A 21,418-nucleotide genomic window follows, 5' to 3' on the forward strand; every position below is an offset into this window, starting at 1 on the left:
ATGCACGATATTGAATTCATAAAAAAGGAGCTGGATGAACAAGGAGTTGTAGTTATTCCTAGTTTTTTTGACCCTGCTTTAATACAAAAATTACAGGCCGCTGCTAAGCAAATTTTTCAAATACAGTTTGATCACTTTGGTATTCAAGGGGATTATTTGAGCCAAATGGTTCAATTGTTTGAAAATCATATTGATGAGTTTATCAATTGTGGTAAATTAATTCAAACAGGTTTAGTTGAATTATATCAAATTGCTGTTCATCCTGATTTGATACAATTGATGCACGATATCGGTATGAAAGTGCCCAATATGTGTACTCGTCCAGTTTTGTTTTTTAATCATCCTTCACTGGCTAAATCTGAGCACTTTTATAAAACACCATTACATCAGGATTGGGTTTCTATGCTATCTTCTTCTGATTCTGTGGTAGTTTGGATTCCTTTGATGGACGTGCAAGTGGAACATGGACCTGTTGTTTTTTATCCAGGTTCACATAAATTAGGACCTTTGACAGACAAAATAGACAATGGTTTTGCAGAAGTCCCATTTGATCGAAATTCCTACCCAAGGCTACAACCTGAATTGAAAGCAGGAGATATAGCGGTATTTTCTACTTTGTTAGTACATGAGTCAGGAGTAATTACCAATAATGAAATACGATGGTCATGCCATTTTCGTTATACGAACATGCTTGATCCAGACTTCATTGAGAGAGGGTTTCCACATCCCTATATACACAAACCATCTCAAGAGTTGATTGATAAATTTTTGAAAAAGAAATAAAATGAAACAAGAGGAAAATAAACATCCTAAACAAAAGTCGGCTTTTAGAGAATGGTTGGATTCTGTAGCTTTTGCTGTCGTAGCAGCTACATTAATCAGGTTCTTTTTATTTGAAGCATACACCATTCCAACTCCATCGATGGAAAGTTCCTTAATGGTGGGTGATTTTCTTTTTGTAAGTAAAATGCATTATGGAGTTAGAACTCCTAAAACGCCTTTACAGCTGCCATTGACACACCAAAAAATTTGGTTTACTAATTTACCATCCTATTTGCGTTGGTTAGATTTACCCGTATTTAGACTTCCTGGATTCACTGAAGTCAAGAAAGGCGATGCTGTTGTATTTAATGCGCCAAATTGGGAAGAAGACGGGGATGCGCCACTAGATCTACGTACGTTTTATGTAAAGCGTTGTGTAGCTACTCCAGGAGATGTGTTAGAGGTAAGGGATCAACAAGTTTTTATCAATGGTAAGGCTTTAGAAAATCCTGAAAGAATGCAGCACCCTGTTTTCTTAAAGACGAAAGAAGATTTAGATGAAACATTTTTTGATCAATACGGAATTAGAAATTCAGCTGATGCAAGCTTTGAATCTTCTGATTGGTTGCCATTGGCAGATTCCACCAATCAACTAGTAGGGTATAAGCTGAATACCAGTAAGAAACATTTAGATGAAATCATGAAATTACCTTTTAAAAAGGAGATCGATTATAGTTCATTTAAAGATCCTAAAGGAGTGACTTATTTAGATATATTTCCTCATGATACTACCCAGTTTAAGTGGAATAGAGATTTTTTTGGTCCTTTACAAGTTCCTAAGAAAGGTTGGACAGTTCAGTTAGATGCTAAAACAATACCGTTGTATCAGGAAGCTATTAGAAGCTATGAAGGGAACAAAGATATTACCTTAGAAGGGGGCAAATTAATGAAAGAAGGGAAGGCATTGACTTCATATACTTTTCAGCAGGATTATTACTTCATGATGGGAGATAATCGTCATAACTCGGCTGATTCTCGTTTCTGGGGATTTGTTCCTTCAGATCACATTGTGGGCAAGGCGGTTTTTGTTTGGATGTCATTAGATCCTAGCAAAGGACTTTTCTCGGGTAAAATTCGTTGGAATAGAATATTTAGATTTGTGGACTAATCTTTGCATCTAAATCAAAAAGGCCATCTCAGATATATTCTAAGATGGCCTTTTTTTTATATTACTCGTAATACAAATCCCTTTAGGTAATTACTTTCGGGATGAAACAAGTTAATTGGATGATCTGGAGCCTGGGTCATTTGATGTATTACTTGAATTTCTCTGCCTGCTGCAATTCCAGCCGCAACGAGCATATTTAAAAACAAATCTCTTGTAATGACTTGGGAACAAGAATAGGTGAATATTAGACCATTTTTCTTGATTTGTTGAATCGCCAATTGGTTAATCTTTTGATATCCTTGAAGTGCTTTATGTTTCGTACTAATGGACTTGGCAAAAGCAGGTGGGTCCAAAATGATGATATCAAATTCATCTTGATTATTTTTAAGATAGGGGAGTGTTTCTCCTACAATGGCCTCATGTTTCTTTTTCCCAAACTTATTCAAGCTAATATTTGCATTGACTAAGTCAATAGCTTTGGCAGAAGCATCGAGTGAAATTACTGATGCAGCACCTGCTTTTAAGGCATAAAGAGAAAATCCTCCAGAATAACAAAAAGTGTTTAATATGTGCTTATCCTTGGCATAATGAGCCAATAATGCACGATTATCCCGTTGATCTAAGAAGAAGCCTGTTTTTTGACCTGTAACCCAATTGACTGAAAAATGGACTCCATTTTCTTGAATTTCATGGGGAACAGTGGCTGTTCCAAACAGATAATCATTCTGACAATTTGCTGCAAAGTTAGGAGGTAATGTTTCTTTGCTCTTATCATAAACCGCTTTCAATAAGTCCCAGAAAACAATTTTAAGGGCGTTTACGATAGCTTCTCTATTGCGATACATGCCAATGGTATGCGCTTGGAAAACAATTACATCTTGGTAAACATCAATGATCAATCCAGGACAACCATCACCTTCTCCATGAATTAAGCGAAAAGCATTGGTATCTGTAAAATTTAATTGTTGTCTGAGCTCCCAAGCTCTGGCAATTTTATGAACCCATAAATCTTGTAGATCTGTTACAGGTGTAAATGAAACGATTTTCACCGCAATACTTCCTGCATGGTAATGACCAAGTCCTAGAAATTCATCTTTGTCACTTAATACATTGACCCAATCACCATCTTGTAAATTTGGGCTTTGTTGGTAAATAGCTCCTGAAAATATCCAAGGGTGAAATCTTCTTACCGGGGCATCTTTACCTCGTTTTAAATGTACACTATGCTCTGTTATCATGGTGCAAAATTGCACATTTTTATTTAAAATCACTTTGTCCACCTAATATCCAAGCAGTAAATAGTAAATCTCCAAGGTGTTGAATGGCTGATTTAAATTGATTCTCAATTTGTTGATTTAAGGAATGATGGTAGGCTAGGCTATAGGTCTTACTATAAGTTTTAACCAAGGAATTTCCTTTTTTTTCAAAACTGTATTTTTTATTGTTTGGAGTTATTTGATTTAGTTCTCGTTCTTTTTTTAATAAAGTTGGAATTAATTGGTGCGCCTGAACAACCCAATCCCAAGCAGCTTGCTGCGTATTATCTACATATTTCGCTGGTCCTATCCAATCTTCTAGCGCATCTCCAATTAATTCAGGTATTCTAGATTCCCAAAAACTATGTAAGCCCTGTTGTCCTGTTTTTTGTCCATCATAATTGGAAGTAGTGTGTAAAGGAACATGGGCATCAGCGACATAATGACCTAATTCTGCTGATAATTTGATGATTTGAACTGTGTCGTTATTTTTAAAAGCTTGAATCAGTCGTTGATGTGTTTTTGGAATTTGCCATACAACGATTCCATGTTTCTGAAGGCTATCCTCAGGTAATCTTTTCATCGCTTGTTCCCATGATGCGTATTGTATGGCAGAAGTGTGTTGATCTAGGTCAATATAATGACGAGCTGCTTCAACATCTAAAATATACCTTCTTTGATCGGGAAGTACGGCCCATTCTTCTATTTTGATGAGATGTCTTTTGTAAAATTTACTTAAATTTGGAGGTAAGGTGAAGATTGCCAGCTTGTTGATTTTTTTATGAGCGTAAAATCCCCAAGGATTTGCGGATATATTGGGGCTGAAGAATAAAAATAGGCTAGAAATCAAGTAAATTATCTGGCTTTTTTTGAGCAAAACCTTGTGAGTATAAATCATATTGTTTACCTTTGCATTTCAATTTTCAAAAGAATAGAAATTTTTTAGTTAAAAATGGCAAATCATAAATCAGCACTAAAGCGTATTCGGGCAAATGAAGCAAAGCGTTTGCGCAATCGTTATCAGCATAAATCTACTCGTACATTGATCAAGAAATTGAGATTGACTACGGACTCATCTGTAGTGGTAGATTTGTTCAAACAAGTTTCTTCAGCTTTGGATAAATTGGCGAAGAAGAACATCATCCACAAGAATAAAGCTGCCAACCAGAAGTCTAAATTAGCTAAGTTGGTTAACAAAGTCGCTGCTTAATAGCACGATTATCATATACTTGATAAACCCTGCCTATGGCGGGGTTTTTTCGTTTCAGGTACTTACATTCGCTTAAAAAAAGTCAATGAAGTACGAAGGCCCTAGCTTTACTATCAAAGAACTAAAAGTTGAAGATAGACCCAGAGAGAAGTTGAATTTGGTGGGAAAGGATCTACTTGGGGTGGATGAGTTGCTTGCCATTTTGATCCATTCAGGAATTCCCAATAAATCAGCTTTACAGATGGCTAATGAATTATTAAATTCGATTGGTGGGAATTTAAGTACCTTAGGCCGTTTTTCATTACATGATTTTATGAAATTTAAGGGGATGGGTAAGGCTAAGGCGACTATGTTGGTAGCAGCTATGGAATTAGGGCGTAGGAGGATGTCTTATGAGGCATCCCAAGCTGTTCAAGTGATTCAAAGTTCTAAAGACGCTTACCGCTTATTTCATCCTCATCTATTTGATTTAAACCATGAAGAGTTTTGGGTGATGCATTTAAATCGAGCATCTAGTTTATTAAAGATGCAACGATTAAGTATGGGAGGGGTGGCAGGTACATCTGTTGATTTAAAACTTTTATTTAAATCAGCTTTAGATACCATATCTAGCTCATTGATTATCGCTCATAATCATCCTTCTGGGCAATTAAAGCCAAGTAAAGCAGATCGTGAATTAACGCAACGAATTGTAGAGGCAGGAAAAATGTTGGATATCCAGATTTTGGACCATTTAATAATAACTGCTCAAGGGTATTTCAGTTTTGCCGATGAAGGCTGTTTATAAAGAAAGAGGATTATTTACCTCTTTCTTTATAAATTTTTTGAAGTTTTGAACCAATAACAATTGAAATTGCGAACAAAATAATAAAAAATGCTGCTCCTGAATAACCCATAGTTGTATATTTAATGATGTGCAAAAATACTAAAAAAATTAAAGCAGGCCTTTAGTACTTGGTAAAGAATTTAAATTATTTACGTCTCTTTGGACAGCTAGTCGAATCGACTTAGCAAAAGCTTTAAAAATGGCTTCTATTTTATGGTGTTCATTTTCCCCTTCTGCCTTAATGTTTAGATTGGATTTGGAGGCATCAGAAAATGATTTGAAGAAATGAGAGAACATTTCAGTGGGCATTTCTCCAATTTTTTCACGCTTGAAATTAGCTTCCCAAACCAACCAATTCCGACCCGAGAAGTCAATAGCTACCTGAGCTAAGCAATCATCCATGGGCAATAAAAAGCCATATCGATTAATGCCACGCTTATTTCCTAAAGCTAAAGCAAAAGCTTCTCCTAAAGCAATGCCTGTATCTTCAATGGTATGGTGCTCATCAATGTGTAAATCACCTTGTACACTGACTGAAAGGTCCATATTGGCATGTTTAGCAATTTGATCTAACATATGATCAAAAAAACCAAGACCCGTTTGGTTATTAGCCTTACCACTGCCATCCAAATTTAATTCTATATGGATTTTCGTTTCATGTGTATTTCTATCGTGAGAAACTTTTCTAGCAGGCAATTGGAAAAACTGAAATATTTGATTCCAATCCTCACATTGTAGAGCCAAAGAAGCTTCTAAGGCTGCAGGTACTTCCAGTGATCCAATTAAAATACCTTGACAGCCTAAATTTTGAGCTAATTGAATATCTGTCAGACGATCTCCGATAACATAGGAATTGGCTAAATCGTATTCAGGTGAGAAGTATTCCCCTAAGAGTCCAATACCTGGTTTTCTAGTATTTAAATTGTCTTGAGGAAAACTTTTGTCGATATGAATTTGAGCAAAATGAATTCCCTCTGAGGCAAGAATTTCCAACATTTTATTTTGAGCTGGCCAAAAAGTCTCTTCAGGGAATGAGGAGGTACCTAAGCCATCTTGATTAGTCACCATCACTAATTCATAATCGGTGATTTCCGTAATTTTCTTCAAATTGGAAATGACTTGTGGCAAAAAGGCTAGTTTTTCATAACTATCCACTTGCTGGTCATTGATGGGTTCAATGATAATGGTCCCATCACGGTCAATGAATAATACTTTCTTCATTCAACAAAGTTAATGATACATTTTCATGGAAGTAAGAAATATGAAAAAAATACGAATCAATATGTGCTAAAAGTGATGATACTAATGTAATTTAGAGGATAATTATACCCAAAGAGGCAGATGTTTACAATTTTGGAAGCTGGCGAGAGAGAGATTTTTATTCAACGTGTAGCACAATTAACCAACGAGAGTGTCGATAAAATACAGGAATTATTACCTGTTTGGGAATCCATTATTTTAGGGTCATCCTTAAAGTTGATTCGAAATCAGATTCGTTTCAATGCTTTATATAATTTCATACATCATAAGGCTGTTCCCAGTAAGGAGATTGATGTCATTTTTTCTGGTTCAACAGCTAGTGTTAATTGGGACAAGATTTCATCTTATGGAGAGGGCTTATTTGGCATATTAATGCCTGATAAAAAAAGTGCCATAGCCTTATTAGTTTCTCGAGAATTGAGATGTAAAAGTTCTTTAGTTGTTAAGGGATTAGGCATTTGTTTTGCATTATACGGCAATCGACTGAAAGTGGTTGATTTTGCTTACATGAAGGATTGGAATTCCTTTGGAGAACATTTTTTTGCACAAAGGCATGACTTTACAGCTTTGTGCCCACAGAAATTACAAGTACCTATATCTGAGATTTTACTTTTATCAGATGTTTTTAAGAACGAATCAAGTTCATTTCAAAGTAATGTGGATGAAATCGATTTGAAACCGGATGATGAGGGTGGTTCTTCTACTAATTGGAAAGTAATTGGACTTATCTTGGGATCAATTTTGGTAGCTTCGGTTATTGCTTGGGTCGTGTATAACAAGATGACTAAGGAAGAAGAAGTAGTAAGTGCAGATACGGAAGAAATTATTCCAATTGATAGTCTAGCTAAGCTTAGAGATAGTTTGACCAAACTAAGCGCGGATTCCGCAAGAATTGCGTCTGATTCATTGACGCATTTAAGTTGGCCAGATGGAAAGGCATTTGATGTACCTAAGACTTCTGCTTTAGTGCCTATGTTTGAGTATTTAACAGATACTACGAATACAGAATCTAGTGAACTGCGAGTAAGTGAAATTTCTTTTGACGCTGAAACCAATCAATTAGTTTCACCATATGATGCCTTTTTTAAGAAGATGGTCGAAGGCTTAAATAAGTACAAAGATGTGCATATTCGCATTTACGCTTTTGCTGAAAATGATTCTAAATTAGGCCTGAAACGTGGATTTGTTGTCAAAAATCGATTAGTTGGAGAAGGGATTTCTCCCACACGGATTGAGGTAAAAGCCACGAGTAGCAATGTGAATCCAGAGGCTTCTGTACCCATTAACTCTCAGATCCTTTTAGTTCTATCTAAGAAGTCTGTATTAAAATAATACAATTTATTTGCTTCTCATTTTTTATTAAAGTACTTTTGTGCTTTAGAAATACAAATACATCCTCACAACTCTTTTTTTACATTTATTGTAAAATTCTTTTCCCTGGTAAAGGGCTATCGGCAAGAGTTAATTACGGATGTGTTCGGGCAACGTAATTAAAAAACAACAAATGAGTAATCAAATTCGCTTTGATTCGCTTCCGTTTTCGGAAGGAATCCTAGCTGCTGTTAATGAAATGGGCTTTGAATTCGCTTCTCCCATTCAATCAGAAGCTATTCCATTTATTTTAGAAGGTCGTGACGTAATCGGCCAAGCACAAACGGGTACAGGTAAAACTGCCGCGTTTGGTATTCCAATGATTGAGCATGTCGCTCCATTCGAAAAATATGTTCAGGCCATCGTGTTATGTCCTACTCGTGAATTAGCTCTTCAAGTAACTGAAGAATTAAAGAAATTATCCAAATTCACTAAAGGTGTTTGGGTAACAACTGTTTATGGTGGAGACTCCATTGAGCGTCAAATCAAGTCCTTAAAGGCTGGTGCTAACATCGTAGTTGGTACTCCTGGCCGTGTGATTGACTTAATTGAACGTCGTGCATTGAAATTAGGTCAGGCATCCATGATTGTATTGGATGAGGCTGATGAAATGTTAGATATGGGTTTTAGAGAAGATATTGAAAGTATCTTACAAGAAATACCAGAAGAACGTCAAGTGGTATTATTTTCTGCTACTATGTCTAAGCCTATCATGGCTTTAACAAACCGTTATTTAACCAACCCTAAATTAGTTAAGGTGGTTAAAAATGAAATTACCAATGTCAATATTGAGCAATTGTACTTTGATGTCAAAGGACGTGCGAAAATGGAGGTAACAACTCGTTTAATCGATTTTTATAACCTTAAGTTGGTGTTGATTTTCTGTAATCAGAAGAAAAGAGTTGATGAGGTAGTCGAGGAATTGGTTATGCGTGGATACGCTGCTGAAGGTTTACACGGTGATTTACGTCAATCTCAACGTACGCAAGTAATGAATCGTTTCCGTAATGGAAATGTAGGTTTCTTGGTTGCAACTGACGTGGCTGCACGTGGTTTGGACGTAGAAAATGTAGATGCAGTTATCAATTATGATATCCCATTGGATGAAGAATATTATGTACACCGTATCGGTCGTACTGGTAGAGCTGGAAAATTTGGTAAAGCTTTCACTTTAGTCGTAGGTTCAGAAAGAAATCGTTTGCGCGAAATCATGAATTACACGAAGGTAAAGATTGAAAAAGGAGTTATACCAACCTTTACAGATGTAGTAGGTGTTAAGAAAGGCATGTTCATTGAACGTGTAGCTGCTACTATTCAAGAAGGTGATTTAGATGTATTCAATGATGCATTGACGAATCTTCATCATGCTGGATTTACTACAGAGCAAATCGTTGCTGCTTTAGTGAAAATTAGCATGGGTGTTCAAAAGAATGAGTTTGGTGATGAAAACCTTGAAGGAGAATTTGAACGTCAATCTCGTAAATACGGTCGTGATGACCGTGGAGGAGATCGCGGAGATCGCGGTGGATACCGTGGTGATCGTGGCGGTGACCGTGATGGTCGTCGTGGCGCTGGTCGCTTTGAGAGAGATTCTCGTTACGGTGGACGTGATGACCGCGGTGGCGACAGAGATCGTGGGCCACGTGGACCAAGAAATGACAAAGAAGGTAAACCTTATCGTTCCGATGAAAACATGGTTCGTATGTTTGTTAACATTGGTTTCAATGAGAAAATTTCTCCTTCTAACATTGTAGGTGCTTTTGCAGGAGAGTCAGGAATTCCTGGTAATGTGCTAGGGCAAATTCAAATTGAAAATAAGCATACCTATGTAGATGTGCCTAAAGAATATGCAAATGTCGTTTTAGAAAAAATGGCTGGAGCTCAAATTAAAGGAAAACGTGTTTTAGTTGAAATTGCTAAACCCGTATAATTCTTTGAGAATTGATGAAAAAGGCGACCAGTGGTCGCCTTTTTTTATGCCTATGATTTTTTTAACATAAAATGCTGCTTACTAGCTAGCTGATTAAATCGTAAGATACCCATATCAAATAGATCTATGCTATGAATGACTCTTGGGTCATCCACTAAAGTATCCCAAATATCTTGGCTGAGGGTAGATTCATAGGGATTCAAAATAAATATAATGGAATTAGCTTGGGCTTTGGGAATTAAATCTTGGTCAATTTGTTGATAAATCTCTGGACTTAAATGGGATATAACCATTGGAAATACTTCGCCTAAATCTATTTCCTGAGCATAAAATTGGCTTATCCCTTGGATGAGTTCATCCGTTTTAATTTTCGTTGAAATTTTCCTTTGTAAAATCGGATTGATTACCTCAGTGTATAATTTAAATACAGATGGGGAATGTAATCCATGACTTGTTTGAGCTTGTAATCGAAAGAAGAATTTTTGAAATAAACGCATTAATTTAAAATATAAGCTGGAGCTAATTCAAAAGGAGGAATCTTGACAGAAAAAGTGGATTGGTTTTCTAAATTCAGGAAGGTATAATGCCCACTCATTTTTCCTAGATTTCCGATGATGGGGCACCCAGAAGTATAGGTAAACGATTGATTTGGTTCAATGATGGGTTGTTGACCCACAACACCTAAGCCATTGACATGTTCTGTTTTTCCAGAGCCATCTTGGATTTTCCAGAATCGGCTTACTAATTGAGCAGGTTGCTTGCTGAGGTTTTTGATCGTAATTTGGTATGAGAAAAAATGTTGGTATGGTTTTTGTATTTCATATTCGGACATGTGCTGTGTCTCAACCGCGATATAAAAACCATTAGTGATAGATTCTGTCATAATTATGGATCAATTCGAAAGTAAAATAGTTCGAAATTTACCTGATTTACTAATGAATGATTGGAAAAATATTTTCCTTTCTGAATTAGGGGAATCGTATTTTAACTCTTTACAATCCAAGCTTTCCGAAAAAATGCACATGGAGGAAGTATACCCTCCAGTCAATGCAATTTTCAATGCATTTAATCTATGCTCCTTTGCAGACACAAAAGTAGTTATCATTGGTCAAGATCCGTATCATGGCAAGGGGCAGGCACATGGTCTGTGTTTCTCCGTTCCACCTGGCATTCCACTACCTCCTTCTTTGAGAAATATTAAAAAAGAATTATACCTGGATTTTGATGTGTTTTTGGAGAGTCAAGATGGAGATTTAAGTCAATGGGCAAAGCAAGGGGTTTTAATGTTGAATTCAATCTTGACTGTTTCTGATTCTAAACCAGGTTCACATGTTGACTTGGGTTGGCAGCAATTAACTTCCATGGCCATTGAAAAAATCAGTCAAGAAAAGGAACATGTCGTATTTTTGATATGGGGTAATTACGCGCAACAATTGGCTAAACATGTCGATCCACAAAAGCATTTACTGATCAAGTCTTCTCACCCTTCTCCATTGTCAGCTAATAGGGGAGGGTGGTTTGGTAATAGACCATTTTCTAAAACGAATGAATACTTGGTAGCCCATGAAATGAAGGCCATCAACTGGCTATAGCTTCTTTAATTGACTTGGAAAATACACATGTTGATTGGGGAATTCTTCTAGCAGAAAGCCTGAAACTAATGCTTCAATAATTTCCAATTGCTTTTCGAATTCAGGTTCTATCCAACATTGTAAGCTAAAACCTTTAGAATCAGGTTCCTGGTGTGAGGTGATTTCAAACAAGTAAACGCGCGAGATAAACGATTGCTTTTCTATTTCAGGGACGATGATTTTTCTTAAGGCTAGAATAGCTTTTTCTTCTACTGAATTTTCGAAAAAGAGCGATAAATTGTATTGAATCATATTTTTATCTGAGGATTGGCTAAGGATTGATATAGAATTTCAACAGTATGGTATGCATTTTTATCGATACCATCTTTGATTTGATGCCTACATGAGGTACCGTTACTTGCTACAATGGTTGAACTTGGCTTGGATAAAATAGTTGGGAATAATACTAAGTTGGCTATTTGTTTAGAAATCTTGAAATGCTTCTTTTCATAGCCAAAAGAACCAGCCATACCACAGCATCCTGAAGGTATTAATTCTACTTCATGTCCTTCTGGAAATGCTAATACTTGTCGAGTCGAACTTAATCCTGCAATGGATTTTTGATGACAATGACCATGTAAAATTATTTTTCTGGTTTTTGTTCCAAAGGAAGATTTTTGAATTCGTTTGGATTTGATTTCTCTAGCTAAGAATTCATCGATTAGTAAGCAGTTATCTTTCAGTTGGAGGGCATCATTTCTTAGTTCAGGATCTACTAAATCAGGAATTTCATCACGGAAACTAAGGATGGCACTTGGTTCTAAACCGATAAATGGTGTTTCTGAACTTATTATATTCTTTAAGGAAAGCACATTATGATTGGCTAATTTCTTAGCCTCAATGAGCATTCCTTTTGATAAATAACTTCTTCCACTGATAATTCCTTTAGGTATTTCTACTCCATACCCAAGTTCATTTAAGAGAGCAATGGCTTTTTTGCCTATAGCTACATCATTATAATTGGTAAATTCATCAGCAAAAAAGTAAACCATGCCCAAAGGCTTCTCACTTTGGTTAATTCGTTTTTTGTACTGTGAAAACCATTCTTCAAGGCTTGTAAATGAAACCCTAGGTAGACTTCTTTCCCATGAGAATCCCATAAAGCTTTTAATAATGACACTACTAAGTGGGAATTCGATGGCAAAATTGTAGAGAGGGGATATTTTTCTTACCCAATTTTGAATGCTAGGAAAATGGCCAATCAATTGGGTTCTCCAAGGAGTACCATGATCAATATAACTCTGTTGAAGTGTTTCCGCTTTTAGTTTACTGATATCTACTCCAGAAGGACATTCGGTTTGGCAACCTTTGCATGAAAGACATAAATCCAATATTTCCTTTAATTGTGGTTCAGAAAATGGTTTTTCAACATCAGAGCTTAGAATTTGCCGCAACATGTTGGCTCTTGCCCTAGTGCTATCTTTTTCCTGGAGAGTAGCCATATAACTGGGGCACATGGTTCCCCCAGATAAAGCTGTTTTTTTACAATCTCCTGAACCAGAGCATTTTTCAGCCAGGGTAAGGGGATTGTTTAATGCACCATAATTGAAAAAATAGCTTTGTTTTTGAGGGCTTTTATCTTGAATCCGGAATGCTTCATCCATGGGAGGCGTATGTACTATTTTCCCAGGATTTAGTGTTTTGTTTGGGTCAAAGATATGCTTGATCTCTTGAAATAGATCATAAATTTCAGCTCCCATGATTTCAGGAATAAATTCCCCCCGAAGTCTTCCATCTCCATGTTCACCACTTAAAGAACCTTGATATTTTTTAAGGATTTTGACTGTTTCTTCTAATAATAAACGGAAAAGCTTTTTGCCATCTTCTGATTTTAAATCTAGGAATGGTTCAATATGCAGTTCCCCAGCTCCGGCATGAGCATAAAAAGCCGCTTGTACTTGATGTTTTTGAAGTAATTCTTGTATATCAGCTACGTAATGAGGTAAGTCCTCGGGGTCTACAGCACAATCTTCAATTAAATTTACAGCCTGTTTTTTACCAATAATATTTCTAATTAACCCTAAACCTGCTTTACGAATATCCCAACCTTTGGAAATTTCTTCACCAGTCAATGTAGGTGAAGCATATCCAATACTTTGAGCATTCAATTGTTCGATAAATCGATTGGCTTTATTTTCACTGTTGGATGCTTCATCACCTCGGAACTCCACCATTAGAATGGCAGCTGGTTTACCTTGAATAAAATCACGGTCTTTTTGGAATTGAGGATGACCTTCCGTAAATGAAAGGATAAAATCATCCACTAATTCGGACGCTGTAGGCTGACAAGCTAAAGCTACTAAATTAGCTTGCAGCGATTCTTGAATGGAATGGCAATGGACGCAAACTAAAGAAACGTCGGGAGAGGGGATGTCTAACAACTGCAACCGAAGTGAATGAACTACCGCCAATGTACCTTCTGATCCTGCGATGAGTGCCGATAGATTAAATGGCTTACCTAATGGATTAAAGGGCTGCATTTCCACCAAGGCATCTAAGGCATAACCAGTATTTCTGCGTTTTATACTCGGTTTAGGGAATTTGCTTCTGATTAATTCCTGTAGGGTAGGATTATTTAAAATGCGATGTAATTCACGGTATATTTTACCTTCTAAATTCTGAAGACTCGTTTTTTTGTAAAATTCTTCATTGCTTAAGGGGTGCGTGTAAATATCGGTGCCATCAGCCAATATAGCCTTGGTTTCAATTAAATGATCACGTACGTTACCCCAAACAATGGAATGTAATCCACAAGAATTATTTCCTACCATTCCACCCAATAGAGCTCTGTTGGCGGTTGAGGTTTCAGGACCAAAGAATAATTCGGTTTTTTTGATGAATGTGTTTAAATCATCTCGCACAATGCCTGGCTCTACCCAAACGGTTTTTTCTTTCTTATTTAATGAAATGATTTTACTCATGGCAGAAGATACTTCCATCACGATGCCATCACCAACAACTTGGCCAGCTAATGATGTTCCTGCTCCTCTGGGTATAATGCCTAATTTGTTGTTTTTGGCAAATTGAATTAAACGCTTGATGTCTTTTTGTGAAGCTGGAATTGCAACAGCTTGTGGTTGTACTTGATACACTGAGGCATCAGTTGCATAAATTTTTCTGGCTATTTGAGATGATTGAGATGCATCAAAAAATAATTTCCCCTCAAAATGAGCAGATAATAGGTGATATTCTCGTTGACTCCAAGCCATGCGTCTAATTTAAGATGATAAAATTACAAAAATCCAGTCTTACCTACATATTGCCATTCAAAGTTTATACCATCTATTCATATAATTAGAAGAATATAAATAGAATTAGCTTAGTAACTTTAAGCTTATTGCCCAAATTCATAGCTATGAAATTTCTAAGACAAGTATTTGAAAGTTTAGTTTTCGCCTACCAAGCACTTCGTTCCAACATCATGCGAACCACCTTATCCTTATTAGGTGTAAGTGTAGGTATTTTTGCTATTGTTGCGGTTTTTACGGCAGTTGATTCATTGAATGGAAAGATTCGTTCTGAGATCGATTCTTTTGCTGGATCAGGGGTTTTATATGTTGGAAAATGGCCTTGGTTAATGCAAAACAATTACCCTTGGTGGAAATATTTGAACCGTCCTGAGATGAAATATTCTGAGTTTAAATATTTAAAAGAAAATCTAACATCAGCACAAGCTGTTGCTATAATAGATGGAGGTAGAACTGCCTCTGTTAATCGAGGAAGTAGTAGTATGGATATCAATATTACGGGTGCAAGTTATGATTATAATCAAGTAACGAGTTGTCCAATTAATGAAGGAAGGTATTTCTTGCCTATTGAATCGGATAATGGTTTAAACGTAGCCATAATTGGCTCTAAAGTGGCAGAAAATCTATCTAATGGCGAATCTATGATTGGTCAAGTGATTAAATTGAATGGAATTAAGTTTTCCGTGATTGGGGTAATTGAAAAGAAGGGAAATGATATGTTGGGTTTTGGTGGTACACCAGATGAGAAAGTAATTATCCCTTATATCACTTATGCTACTATATTTCAAAAGGATAGACCACAGCCTGATATTTCCATTAAAGCATTTGAGGATGATGTCAACCAGCAAAACTTAGAAGGAGATATTTCAGGTTTGATGCGTAGTTTGCGTTCTATTAAACCTAAACAAGAGGATTCATTTTCGATCAATCGAATGGATGGATTAAATCAGTTTTTTGATGGGATATTTTCAGTTCTTAATATAGCAGGAGCTTTGATTGCTGGTTTCTCCTTACTTGTAGGTGGGTTTGGTATCGCTAATATTATGTTTGTTTCAGTAAAGGAGAGAACTAATATTATTGGAATTCAAAAATCATTAGGAGCAAAGAATTATTTTATCATGTTCCAGTTTCTATTTGAAGCTGTATTTTTAAGTTTGATTGGAGGCTTAGTTGGAATAGGCCTCGTCGTTTTGATTACGCTTATACCTCAAGAAGCTTTGCCTTTAAGTCTTAGTTTTAAAAACATCATGAGTGGTTTAATGATATCTAGTTTTATTGGAATATTATCAGGGATTATTCCAGCTTGGGTCGCTGCCAAGATGGATCCAGTTATTGCAATCCGCTCTAAATAGAAAAAGGCCATCGAAAGATGGCCTTTTTAGTATGGGGCAAATTTGAATTATAAACTCAAAGTGCTTAATACCGAATTCATATTACGAACGGCATCAGCTGATTTATTGAATGCAGCTTGCTCGTCATCAGTTAATTGATAGTCAACAATTTTCTCCCAACCGTTTTTACCTAAAACAACTGGAACACCTAAGCAGATGTCAGACTGTCCATATTCTCCATCAAGAGAAACGCAACATGCCATGATTTTTTTCTCGTCACGTACGATCGCTTCTACTAAAGCAGCACCTGCAGCACCCGGAGCATACCATGCTGATGTACCTAATAGACCTGTTAACGTAGCTCCACCTACCATGGTATCAGCAGCTACTTTATCTAGCGTTTCTGCAGATAAGAATTGGCTAACTGGAACACCGTTGTACGTAGCTAAACGCTTCAAAGGAATCATGGTTGTATCTCCATGACCACCAATAACAGTTCCGTGAATATCATTGATTGACACATCCATAGCTTTGGCTAAATAGCATTTAAAACGTGCTGAGTCCAAAGTTCCACCCATACCTATAATACGGTGCTTATCTAATCCTGCTACCGACTTAGCTAAATAAGTCATAGTATCCATAGGGTTAGAAATGATCACAATGATCGGGTTTTTAGAGAATTTTAAAATATTTTCTACAACACTCTTTACGATACCTGCATTAACTCCGATTAATTCTTCACGAGTCATACCTGGCTTTCTAGGTAAACCAGAAGTAATGACAACTACATCTGAATTAGCTGTTTTTGAATAATCATTGGTAGAACCTACTAATTTGGTATCAAAACCTAAAAGCGAGGCGGTTTGGAACATATCTAAAGTTTTGCCTTCAGCAATACCTTCTTTGATGTCCAATAAAACTAATTCATCGGCTAATTCTTTTCTAGCGATGTTGTCAGCACATGTAGCACCTACGGCACCAGCTCCTACTACGGTAATTTTCATTGTTGTGTGATTTTAATGATTCTTATGAGCAAAAAACTCCCCTAAATTACGACAAAACAGTTAAATATTTGTAAAACTATCAGGATTATATAAATAAGGATAAGACCTGCTAGATTTTGGTATCCAATTTGTATATTTATGGATAATTCAATGTTTATGACTAGAAAAATCACTTTTATTGATCGGATTTTGAGCTCCCAATTTTTCAAAGAAGCTTTGGATAAAGGGGAGGACTTAATGGCTAACAATAAATATGGTTTGTTAAATTTGGTGAAAAGAGCTTTGCAAAAAGTGAATGAAACGGCTGCACAAAGTAATTTGTCGGTTGTTCGTTTGTTAAATCACTACATTGTATTGTTTAGTCAATTGATTAAGGCGTATGTTCAAGGAACTTACCGTAAACTACCTGCGGTAACTCTGGCAAAAATTGCTGCCGTTTTGATTTACTTTATATCACCTTTTGATTTCATACCTGATTTATTGCCAATTATTGGTTTTACAGATGATTTGGCATTGGTTTTATGGGTAGGTAAATCAATCAAACAAGAACTGGATGAATTTGAAAAACAAATGTAATCTTTGGCCTTAGAAGAAGGATTTTTAATTAGTATTGAATATATTTACAAAATTTTTAAATACAGAAAATGATGAGCATAGCAAGTATATTGTTGTTTTTGAACGGTTTAGGTGGTGGAGAGCTTTTATTAATAGGTTTAGCCATACTATTGTTCTTTGGTGGAAAGAAGTTACCTGAGTTAATGCGTGGACTAGGTAAAGGTATCCGTGAATTTCAGGATGCTAAAAATGAAGTAAAAGATCAAATCAATAAAGAACTAGACGAGACTAAGAAGTAATTCTTTGTTTGACTTATTTATCTGCATAGTTGGACTTGTCCAACTATGCTTTTGTGTTTTATTGAATACCCCATTTGGATGAATATATCCCAGTTAAAATACCGTGATTTAAGAAATTTGTTGGACCAAGGTCAGTTGACCTGTGTGGACATAGTAACGTATTATTTGTCTCAAATTGAGGCACATAATTCCAAGTTGAACGCTTTTTTGGAAGTATATGCTGAAGAAGCTTTAGAGAAAGCTGCTCTTATAGACCAGAAATTACAATCAGGTACTGCTGGAGAATTAGCGGGACTCGTCATAGGGATTAAAGACCTACTTTGCTATGAGAATCATCGATCTTATGCAGGGAGTAAAATCTTAGACACATTTAAATCTACCTTTTCTGCAACAGCCGTACAAAGATTGCTGGATCAAGATGCGATTGTTATTGGACGACAAAATTGTGATGAATTTGGTATGGGATCCACGAACGAAAATTCAGCTTATGGCCCAGTATTAAATTTTAAAAATACGGCCCATGTTGCTGGAGGAAGCTCAGGAGGGTCAGCAGTCGCTGTTCAAGCCAATATGTGTCATATTTCCTTAGGAACAGATACAGGCGGTTCAATACGTATGCCGGCCGCTTTTTGTGGTGTAGCTGGCCTGAAACCGACTTATGGTCGTGTTTCTAGATGGGGATTGATAGCTTATGCATCTTCTTTTGATACCATTGGGCCCATGGCTCTTCAAGTAGATGATTTAGCTTTAGTATTGAAATATATTTCTGGTGCTGATGGACAAGATAGCACCGTGGTTTCCCCAAATGAATTCAAGGAAAAGAAGCCTACAAGCGGAAAAAGAATCGCATATATCAAAGAAATGGCTGAACATCCAAGTCTTCAATTGGATATAAAAAAGGCATTCTTTGAGCGACTTGAACAATTGAAGTTGAAAGGATATGAGGTGGTAGGAGTTGATTTTCCATATGTGGAAGCATTATTGCCGACATACTATGTTTTAACAACAGCAGAAGCGAGTTCTAATTTATCAAGATTTGATGGGGTTAAGTTCGGTCATAGAACCGAAGTTCCAACCAAAGATCTTTTAGATATGTATAAAAAAACGCGAGATGAGGCATTTGGAGAGGAAGTTAAGCGAAGAATTATGCTAGGTACCTTTGTTTTAAGTGCAGATTATTATGATGCATATTATACAAAAGCACAAAAAGTACGTCGATTGATCAAAGAATTTACCCAAAGCTTATTGCAGGAATATGATTTTTTAGTTTCCCCGACAACATCTTCAACAGCCTACCGTTTGGGAGAGAAGACTTTAGATCCATTACAGATGTATTTAGGGGATTTATTTACTGTGCAGGCCAATGTGGCGGGTTTACCAGCCATTTCTATTCCCATGGGAGTAGATGCACAATCTTTACCTATGGGTTTTCAAATTATGGCAGATGTCTTTCAAGAAGAAGCCATACTCAATTTAGCTACAGAATTAGTTTAATATCTTGAATAAGAAGAGCCTATATAGTGTATTGTTCCTGTTGCTTATTGTTAATTCAATAAGTAGAGCTCAGGTATGGAATTCATTTAAGCCCATTTTAGATGAACGAGTAATTGATTCTTTGGCTCAATATGAGCAAGGTTCTCCTACAGCTTGGATGATTGATCCAGCTTTGATCGAAGGGCGTTTGAAGCAAATGAGGAATCAAATTCCTTTACCATATAATTTCTACGTACATCAATTTGTTGAATATTTTGCCTTTAGGAAGTCGGACTTTACCCAAAGGATGTTGGAAAAGCGTGATTTGTATTTTCCTATTTATGAGAAATACTTAAAACAATATAATCTTCCAGATGAATTGAAGTATTTATCTTTGATAGAATCAGGTCTTGACCCCAAAGCATTATCTAATAAAGGCGCAGGCGGACTTTGGCAATTTATGCCTTATACGGCGCGTGGAGATTTTGGTCTTCGGGTAGATTCTTATATTGACGAACGGTTTGATCCAGAAAGAGCAACAGAGGCGGCAAGCAAATATTTAAGGCAATTATACCGCATTTTTGGGGATTGGCACTTAGCTTTGGCAGCATATAATACGGGCCCGGGTAATGTAAAAAGAGCGATTAGAAACTGTAAGGGGTCGGATGATTTCTGGGGAATTTATCCTTGTTTACCCAAGCAAACCCGAGCTTATGTACCTCAGTTTATCGCTATGGCCTACATGATGAATTATCATTGGGATCATGCTATTCATCCAGAAACTTGGGCCAGCCATGTACCATCTGATACCTTACAAATCAATGGTTATTTGAACCTAAGTGTTTTTGCTTCTTTGGCCAAGATATCCATGGATACCTTGAAAAAATTAAATCCGCATGTTTTAACTCATTATTTACCTAAGGATTCTAAATCATTTGTTTTAAAGATCCCTAAAAATAGAGCTGAATATTTTCAATTAAATAGAAAGCAGATACTAGATTCTGCTGGATTGGCGGCTATTTCAATCCAACCACTTTTATCCACTGATACAAGTGCTACTATGCAAATGCGCATGGTCAAAGTTCGGTATAAAGTTAAAAAAGGTGAGACCATCTATGAAGTAGCACGAAAATTTGAGATTTCTGTATTTGAACTTAAAAGGATTAACCGTTTAAGAAGAAATCGCTTGAAAAAAGGTCAAAATTTGTTTGTTTTGGAAAAGCAATGGTTTCCCGTTAAATCAATTGCTAAAGTAGCTGACACTTCAGTTGTTAAATTGACCAGTAAACAATTAGTTTCTAAAAAGAAGAAAGTAAAATATTATTTAGTTCGTTCAGGTGATACCTTGTCTGATATCGCTGATAAGCATGATGGATTGACAGTGGCTAAAATTAAAAAATTAAATCGCTTGCGTTCCGCGGTCTTAAAACCTGGAATGCGACTAAGAATATCCTAAAGATGATTGCATATTTGCAAGGTAAATTAGCTCATAAAGATCGGACTCATGTCATTATAGATGTGAATGGTGTAGGTTATGAGGTCAAAATTTCGTTACAAACTTATGATAGTTTGGCAAATGGGCTTGAATCCATTAAGCTTTTCACTCATCTTCAAATCAAGGAAGATTCACACACTTTAGTGGGTTTCCATAGTATGGATGAGAAATTCCTGTTTTTAGATTTAATCAGTGTTTCTGGAATAGGCTTGAGTACAGCCTTAGTGATGTTATCTTCTTTTTCTTCTGGAGAAATTAGAGCTGCCATCATGAATGAAAACATTGGTTTGATTCAATCCATTAAAGGAATTGGTTCTAAGACAGCCCAACGTGTCATTTTGGAGTTGAAAGACAAATGTAAAAAGGATGCCATGTTTGTAGAGGCAGGTTTAGCCTCTCACGATCAATCATATGGTGTTAAACAAGAGGCTTTAGCGGCACTTGTTACCTTAGGAATTGCTAGAGGAGTTGCTGAGAAAAGTCTGGATAGTTTAATAAAAAGTAATCCAGATGCTTCTATTGAGCAATTAATTAAGTTGGCTCTTCGTTAAATTGGTTTAAAATTGATTCCCAGATAATTGTGCATAAACATTTTGCAT

21 protein-coding genes are annotated in these 21,418 nt (G+C 36.4%); 13 read left to right on the top strand and 8 right to left on the bottom strand.

All coding sequences use genetic code 11. From position 1 onward, the window contains the following. Together EWU22_RS08090 and lepB are read left to right on the top strand one after the other, a co-directional pair. Positions 1-783 (top strand): phytanoyl-CoA dioxygenase family protein, encoded by a 783-nt coding sequence (locus EWU22_RS08090; protein ID WP_130925141.1) that lies wholly within the window; start codon positions 1-3, stop codon positions 781-783. A gap of 1 nt (position 784) precedes the next feature. Beyond that, a complete protein-coding gene (gene lepB / locus EWU22_RS08095) occupies positions 785-1,930 on the top strand; it encodes a signal peptidase I (RefSeq protein ID WP_130925142.1) in 1,146 nt (381 codons plus the stop codon). A gap of 56 nt (positions 1,931-1,986) precedes the next feature. Here lepB and EWU22_RS08100 read toward each other — a convergent pair whose 3' ends face one another. Further along, the gene (locus tag EWU22_RS08100) at positions 1,987-3,168 is read right to left on the bottom strand and encodes a class I SAM-dependent rRNA methyltransferase (RefSeq protein ID WP_317127116.1); all 1,182 of its coding nucleotides are present in this window, start codon (positions 3,166-3,168) and stop codon (positions 1,987-1,989) included. Positions 3,169-3,187: 19 nt separating this feature from the next. Further along, on the bottom strand, positions 3,188-4,036 hold the full coding sequence (locus tag EWU22_RS08105) for a zinc dependent phospholipase C family protein (RefSeq protein WP_231962827.1): 849 nt from the start codon (positions 4,034-4,036) through the stop codon (positions 3,188-3,190). 102 nt (positions 4,037-4,138) lie between these two features. On the opposite strand from EWU22_RS08105, the gene rpsT reads away from it, so the two are divergent. Both rpsT and radC read left to right on the top strand, forming a co-directional pair. Next, on the top strand, positions 4,139-4,396 hold the full coding sequence (rpsT, locus tag EWU22_RS08110) for a 30S ribosomal protein S20 (protein ID WP_109322831.1): 258 nt from the start codon (positions 4,139-4,141) through the stop codon (positions 4,394-4,396). A gap of 85 nt (positions 4,397-4,481) precedes the next feature. After that, entirely contained in the window at positions 4,482-5,183 is a 702-nt protein-coding gene (gene radC, locus EWU22_RS08115; RefSeq protein ID WP_130925144.1) for a RadC family protein, read from the top strand. Positions 5,184-5,330: 147 nt separating this feature from the next. Here radC and hisB read toward each other — a convergent pair whose 3' ends face one another. Then, a complete protein-coding gene (gene hisB, locus EWU22_RS08120) occupies positions 5,331-6,443 on the bottom strand; it encodes a bifunctional histidinol-phosphatase/imidazoleglycerol-phosphate dehydratase HisB (RefSeq protein ID WP_130925145.1) in 1,113 nt (370 codons plus the stop codon). 120 nt (positions 6,444-6,563) lie between these two features. On the opposite strand from hisB, the gene EWU22_RS08125 reads away from it, so the two are divergent. Both EWU22_RS08125 and EWU22_RS08130 read left to right on the top strand, forming a co-directional pair. Continuing rightward, positions 6,564-7,814, top strand: a complete 1,251-nt coding sequence (locus EWU22_RS08125; protein ID WP_130925146.1) for an OmpA family protein — start codon at positions 6,564-6,566, stop codon at positions 7,812-7,814. A 172-nt stretch (positions 7,815-7,986) separates the two neighbouring features. Further along, on the top strand, positions 7,987-9,783 hold the full coding sequence (locus EWU22_RS08130) for a DEAD/DEAH box helicase (protein ID WP_109325037.1): 1,797 nt from the start codon (positions 7,987-7,989) through the stop codon (positions 9,781-9,783). 50 nt (positions 9,784-9,833) lie between these two features. Here EWU22_RS08130 and EWU22_RS08135 read toward each other — a convergent pair whose 3' ends face one another. Then, a complete protein-coding gene (locus EWU22_RS08135) occupies positions 9,834-10,280 on the bottom strand; it encodes a hypothetical protein (RefSeq protein WP_130925147.1) in 447 nt (148 codons plus the stop codon). Then, positions 10,280-10,666 carry a Co2+/Mg2+ efflux protein ApaG gene (apaG, locus tag EWU22_RS08140; protein WP_109322836.1) on the bottom strand — a complete coding sequence of 129 codons (387 nt, stop codon included), beginning with the start codon at positions 10,664-10,666 and terminating at the stop codon, positions 10,280-10,282. The genes EWU22_RS08135 and apaG overlap by 1 nt, the downstream gene beginning before the upstream one ends. A 4-nt stretch (positions 10,667-10,670) precedes the next feature. Between apaG and EWU22_RS08145 the strand changes: the two genes are divergently transcribed. After that, the gene (locus EWU22_RS08145; RefSeq protein ID WP_130925148.1) at positions 10,671-11,375 is read left to right on the top strand and encodes a uracil-DNA glycosylase; all 705 of its coding nucleotides are present in this window, start codon (positions 10,671-10,673) and stop codon (positions 11,373-11,375) included. Here EWU22_RS08145 and EWU22_RS08150 read toward each other — a convergent pair. Together EWU22_RS08150 and EWU22_RS08155 are read right to left on the bottom strand one after the other, a co-directional pair. Then, positions 11,370-11,666: a DUF4286 family protein gene (locus tag EWU22_RS08150; protein ID WP_130925149.1), complete on the bottom strand. Its 297-nt coding sequence runs from the start codon at positions 11,664-11,666 to the stop codon at positions 11,370-11,372. The genes EWU22_RS08145 and EWU22_RS08150 overlap by 6 nt on opposite strands. Further along, positions 11,663-14,623: an FAD-binding and (Fe-S)-binding domain-containing protein gene (locus tag EWU22_RS08155; protein ID WP_130925150.1), complete on the bottom strand. Its 2,961-nt coding sequence runs from the start codon at positions 14,621-14,623 to the stop codon at positions 11,663-11,665. The genes EWU22_RS08150 and EWU22_RS08155 overlap by 4 nt, the downstream gene beginning before the upstream one ends. 146 nt (positions 14,624-14,769) lie before the next feature. Here EWU22_RS08155 and EWU22_RS08160 point away from each other — a divergent pair, with 146 nt between their 5' ends. Continuing rightward, positions 14,770-16,014, top strand: a complete 1,245-nt coding sequence (locus tag EWU22_RS08160; protein WP_130925151.1) for an ABC transporter permease — start codon at positions 14,770-14,772, stop codon at positions 16,012-16,014. Positions 16,015-16,061: 47 nt separating this feature from the next. Here EWU22_RS08160 and mdh read toward each other — a convergent pair whose 3' ends face one another. Beyond that, positions 16,062-16,997, bottom strand: a complete 936-nt coding sequence (gene mdh, locus EWU22_RS08165; protein WP_109322841.1) for a malate dehydrogenase — start codon at positions 16,995-16,997, stop codon at positions 16,062-16,064. A 156-nt stretch (positions 16,998-17,153) separates the two neighbouring features. Between mdh and EWU22_RS08170 the strand changes: the two genes are divergently transcribed. The 5 genes from EWU22_RS08170 (at position 17,154) to ruvA (ending at position 21,370) form a co-directional block, all read left to right on the top strand. Further along, the gene (locus tag EWU22_RS08170; RefSeq protein WP_161566815.1) at positions 17,154-17,573 is read left to right on the top strand and encodes a YkvA family protein; all 420 of its coding nucleotides are present in this window, start codon (positions 17,154-17,156) and stop codon (positions 17,571-17,573) included. Positions 17,574-17,644: 71 nt separating this feature from the next. Further along, complete coding sequence (gene tatA / locus EWU22_RS08175) at positions 17,645-17,851, top strand: twin-arginine translocase TatA/TatE family subunit (RefSeq protein WP_109322843.1); 207 nt, start codon at positions 17,645-17,647, stop codon at positions 17,849-17,851. Between the two features lie 78 nt (positions 17,852-17,929). Then, positions 17,930-19,345 (top strand): Asp-tRNA(Asn)/Glu-tRNA(Gln) amidotransferase subunit GatA, encoded by a 1,416-nt coding sequence (gene gatA, locus EWU22_RS08180; RefSeq protein ID WP_130925153.1) that lies wholly within the window; start codon positions 17,930-17,932, stop codon positions 19,343-19,345. Positions 19,346-19,349: 4 nt separating this feature from the next. Then, positions 19,350-20,780, top strand: a complete 1,431-nt coding sequence (locus tag EWU22_RS08185) for a lytic transglycosylase domain-containing protein (protein ID WP_130925154.1) — start codon at positions 19,350-19,352, stop codon at positions 20,778-20,780. A 2-nt stretch (positions 20,781-20,782) separates the two neighbouring features. After that, a complete protein-coding gene (ruvA, locus tag EWU22_RS08190; RefSeq protein ID WP_130925155.1) occupies positions 20,783-21,370 on the top strand; it encodes a Holliday junction branch migration protein RuvA in 588 nt (195 codons plus the stop codon). The last annotated feature ends 48 nt before the right edge of the window (positions 21,371-21,418 follow it).

This window comes from Aquirufa nivalisilvae (genome assembly GCF_004307455.1).
Lineage (GTDB): Bacteria > Bacteroidota > Bacteroidia > Cytophagales > Spirosomataceae > Aquirufa > Aquirufa nivalisilvae.

Bases quoted from the DNA above. Each gene is read 5' to 3' on its own strand.
- EWU22_RS08090 (WP_130925141.1), top strand. From the start codon at position 1: ATGCACGATATTGAATTCATAAAAAAGGAGCTGGATGAACAAGGAGTT.
- lepB (WP_130925142.1), top strand. From the start codon at position 785: ATGAAACAAGAGGAAAATAAACATCCTAAACAAAAGTCGGCTTTTAGA.
- EWU22_RS08100 (WP_317127116.1), bottom strand. From the start codon at position 3,168: ATGATAACAGAGCATAGTGTACATTTAAAACGAGGTAAAGATGCCCCG.
- rpsT (WP_109322831.1), top strand. From the start codon at position 4,139: ATGGCAAATCATAAATCAGCACTAAAGCGTATTCGGGCAAATGAAGCA.
- radC (WP_130925144.1), top strand. From the start codon at position 4,482: ATGAAGTACGAAGGCCCTAGCTTTACTATCAAAGAACTAAAAGTTGAA.
- hisB (WP_130925145.1), bottom strand. From the start codon at position 6,443: ATGAAGAAAGTATTATTCATTGACCGTGATGGGACCATTATCATTGAA.
- EWU22_RS08125 (WP_130925146.1), top strand. From the start codon at position 6,564: ATGTTTACAATTTTGGAAGCTGGCGAGAGAGAGATTTTTATTCAACGT.
- EWU22_RS08130 (WP_109325037.1), top strand. From the start codon at position 7,987: ATGAGTAATCAAATTCGCTTTGATTCGCTTCCGTTTTCGGAAGGAATC.
- EWU22_RS08135 (WP_130925147.1), bottom strand. From the start codon at position 10,280: ATGCGTTTATTTCAAAAATTCTTCTTTCGATTACAAGCTCAAACAAGT.
- apaG (WP_109322836.1), bottom strand. From the start codon at position 10,666: ATGACAGAATCTATCACTAATGGTTTTTATATCGCGGTTGAGACACAG.
- EWU22_RS08145 (WP_130925148.1), top strand. From the start codon at position 10,671: ATGGATCAATTCGAAAGTAAAATAGTTCGAAATTTACCTGATTTACTA.
- EWU22_RS08150 (WP_130925149.1), bottom strand. From the start codon at position 11,666: ATGATTCAATACAATTTATCGCTCTTTTTCGAAAATTCAGTAGAAGAA.
- EWU22_RS08155 (WP_130925150.1), bottom strand. From the start codon at position 14,623: ATGGCTTGGAGTCAACGAGAATATCACCTATTATCTGCTCATTTTGAG.
- EWU22_RS08160 (WP_130925151.1), top strand. From the start codon at position 14,770: ATGAAATTTCTAAGACAAGTATTTGAAAGTTTAGTTTTCGCCTACCAA.
- mdh (WP_109322841.1), bottom strand. From the start codon at position 16,997: ATGAAAATTACCGTAGTAGGAGCTGGTGCCGTAGGTGCTACATGTGCT.
- EWU22_RS08170 (WP_161566815.1), top strand. From the start codon at position 17,154: ATGACTAGAAAAATCACTTTTATTGATCGGATTTTGAGCTCCCAATTT.
- tatA (WP_109322843.1), top strand. From the start codon at position 17,645: ATGAGCATAGCAAGTATATTGTTGTTTTTGAACGGTTTAGGTGGTGGA.
- gatA (WP_130925153.1), top strand. From the start codon at position 17,930: ATGAATATATCCCAGTTAAAATACCGTGATTTAAGAAATTTGTTGGAC.
- ruvA (WP_130925155.1), top strand. From the start codon at position 20,783: ATGATTGCATATTTGCAAGGTAAATTAGCTCATAAAGATCGGACTCAT.